Below are 3,339 nucleotides of genomic sequence, written 5' to 3' on the forward strand. Positions count from 1 at the left end.
CTGCTACATCAGTCAGGGAAGTAAAATCCACTTCTATAGCTAAATCGGGAGGAGGATCAACAGTTAAATCAATTCTCTCTTTGCCTAAAATTGCCTGTCTATTATCAATATAAAAACAAGTATCTGGTTCTAATCCCGCTTCCCCCGGAATTTTCAATGTAATCGGATCAAAACATTCCCAGTCTTTGCCTTGACGACGAAGGATAATTTTTACTAAATCACTTAAAAGATTGATACGTTTGCCATGACTTGGTAAGGGAGACATAAGCCGAATTTCTTGAGTTTTGCGATTAAAATAGAGTTTGGGATAGGTTTTCTGGAGACGTAAACTCAGCAATCTTTCGTAATCTTCCCAAGTCTGATGGGGAAAAATAACTTGACTGCCCGGAGATAAAGATAAAGTATTTTCGTTGAGAGTAATTAGGAGCATTTTGGTAATTATCCTTGATTTTTAGCTGTGGGATTTAACTAATTTTGCTCTGGCAACCAATGCCTATCAAGCATTTGTTCAAGGGAATAGGGACAATTTAGAGGAAAATTGTGAGGAGATATTTCAGTTTTTTGCCCAACAATAAAAACGGCATCTTGATAGATTTTTTCTTGGTTATCTAGGAGATATTTTTCTAAATTTGTGCTTAAGTATCCATTTAGCTGAACTCTAAAAGTAGCTATTTCTCCTTGCCAATGCCGATGATGTAATTCAAATTCTTCCAGCCAATATTGCCACAACAAAAGATGAATAATTATCTGTCTTAAAAAACTCTCAACTCGATTTTTATCCCGTTTGCTCAAAGCCTCCAACTCCTCGATTAAATGTTGAATATCCAACTCAGCTAGACGATTAGCCTTGAGAAGTTTAATTGTTTCAGTCAACCAGAGATGTTCATCTTGTTCGTAGAGAAATTGTAACTGATTTAGCCAAGTATCTTTTTTCATATTTTTTTGGCTGAGGAGACTTCTAAAACTGCTTTCGGGTAGGCAATGCGTTGATGGTGGAATTGTTGCCAAACTTGCACAAAAACCTCGGCAATAATTGGTAATTCCTCCTGACGAATACCACTATCTACTAATTGTTGATCGCGCCATCGGGCCTGAAAAATCTTTTTGATCATATCCATGGCTTGTTCTGGGGATGCCTCCTTCAGCGATCGCAAAGCGGCCTCGCTACTATCGGCTAACATGACGATCGCCGTTTCTCGCGATTGGGGAATCGGACCATCGTAGCGAAAGGCCGCCTCATCGACGAATTCTTGACCATTTTGGGCGGATTTTTGCAAAGCTTGCTGATAAAAATAGGAAATTAAGAGATTGCCTTGGTGTTCGGGAATAAAATCGCGGACCACTCGCGGTAAACCGTGTCTGCGGGCCATGACTAACCCTTCGCTAACGTGCTTTTTAATAATCTCGGCGCTGACGTAGGGATCGTTAATTTCATCGTGTTTATTCGGGCTACCCATTTGATTTTCAATAAAACCGAGAGGATCGTGCATTTTCCCGATATCGTGATAGAGGGTCCCCGTGCGAATTAATTCCACATTACAGTGCAGTTTTCGGGCGGCCGCTTCAGCTAAACAGGCGACAAAAAGGGTATGTTGAAAAGTACCCGGTGCTTCCGTGGCCAAACGTTTGAGCAAACTACAATTAGGATTGGACAACTCCACCAGACGAATGGGAGTGACCACATCGAAACAGCGTTCCAAATAGGGGGATAATCCTAGGGCGATTACCGTCCAAGCTATTCCCGATAGACCATAGACGAGCGCCGTGGGTAGTAGAGTATAGATGATCGTGCTGGCCGTGGCGCTAACGATTAGGTAAGTGAGCAGATAAACACCCCCTTGGCTGACTCCGATTCCCATCCCTAGCAGCGATAATTCATCCCGGGAGCGCAATTTTGCCGCTATCATCGCCGCTAATAGTCCCCCCATCGTCCCGGCGATTAAATCGGCGCTGATGCCTTGGATGCTGAATAGGGAAAGACCGGCAGTTAAGAGGACTTGGGTGACGGCCAGAGTCGGGCCATAGAAACTGCTGACTAATAAACCCACGGCTGCCAGATTGGTAAAGGGAATATGGGCGATCGCTAGGATCGGTGTGGTAAAACTTAGCAAACCCAAGAGAATAAAATCCCGGTGACGCAGAGGCCGATGGAGACGTTGGGCAACGAGGCAAAAAGTCCCGATCGCGCTGGTGACAAGGATTGCCGTTGACCCTAAACCCATCCAGTTAATGCCCCGTTCGCTTAAACCAAAACCATCGATGAGAACAAACTGAGCTTGAGTAATTTTTTCGCCTGCTTTAACGATAATTTGACCGGTTTGAGCGTTAGACATGACCATATCTACCGCTTCCACTGCTTTAGTGGCTTGTTCTTTGGTTGCCTCTCGATCTTCTATCAGGTTCGTTTGTCCCTCTAGGGCCGCCAGAAGGATATTTTCGGCTAAAGACTGCTGACGACGGGTTAGGCGATCGCTGCTAATCTGCACGGCGATGGTATCCTGTAGGTGACTGGTGGAAATCCCGGGGGGAATGCCTTGTACCAAAATCCGGCGCCCCGCTTGCAGGACGGCTTTTTCTAGGTTTTGCCACTCTCGATCGCCCATTTGGGCCGCTGTGATCAGATCGGCATATTTGAGTTTATTTAAGCTGGAATGCCGATAATTTTGGCTGGTTTGCTCCTGTATTTGCCGTAACTGCTCCAATCGATCGATAAATTGCTCAAAGTTTCCCTTCGTCACGCGCTGACCATAGGCTTGGATTTCCTGCATAGCATATTCCTGCTCTTTTGTCAAGGGTTTTGCAAAAGATTCTTTATGGTTGAGGCCGCTTTGTAGAGTTGACCATTGAGCGGCAGAAAAGGTGAGCAGCGTTCCCAGTGTGGCGTTAGCAATAGTTCTGCTCAGTAAAATCGAATTTTTTGGCAAAATTGGGCTAATTTGACTTAATTGCCCTAAAGTGTCCCGTAGCGATCGCTCAATCTGGGCAGTGATTTGGGGGTCTCTTTTCAGCCGGGGAAGCAGTCCAGCCCGAATTTTTTGGCGTTTGAGGGCGGTGGTTTCTTGGTCTTCAAAACTGGCATCTTCGGGGGCGATAATTGTGACTGGAGAAATAGTCCCGACGGCCAATTTCGGCTGATTATAGAAACGATAACCGACTACGCTAGTCAGACAACCGACGGTAAACAGGAAGATTAAGGGTCTGCGAAGTTTACCTAGGGAGAAAGAGCGAGATTTTCGGGCAGAATCAGGAAAAACAGTGAAAGAATGCAGAAAATGATTCATAAATTCCAGCTAAATTCTATAAACTGCGCCACCATGCCCAGAGGAAAAATACCAGCAA

General features: G+C 44.9%; 3 protein-coding genes. All 3 read right to left on the reverse strand.

Annotation, left to right across the window (positions count from 1 at the left end):
* Positions 1-430 (reverse strand): Uma2 family endonuclease (locus PX481_RS12445; protein WP_288094669.1); only part of this gene is annotated, 430 nt, incomplete at its 3' end.
* Between the two features lie 38 nt (positions 431-468).
* Positions 469-936, reverse strand: coding sequence for a DUF29 domain-containing protein (locus PX481_RS12450; RefSeq protein WP_002762642.1), 468 nt, complete (start codon positions 934-936; stop codon positions 469-471).
* On the reverse strand, positions 933-3,281 hold the full coding sequence (locus PX481_RS12455; RefSeq protein WP_288094670.1) for an HD family phosphohydrolase: 2,349 nt from the start codon (positions 3,279-3,281) through the stop codon (positions 933-935). Before PX481_RS12455 ends, PX481_RS12450 begins: the two co-directional genes overlap by 4 nt.
* Between the last annotated feature and the right edge of the window lie 58 nt (positions 3,282-3,339).

Source organism: Microcystis sp. M53603_WE2 (assembly GCF_030065435.1).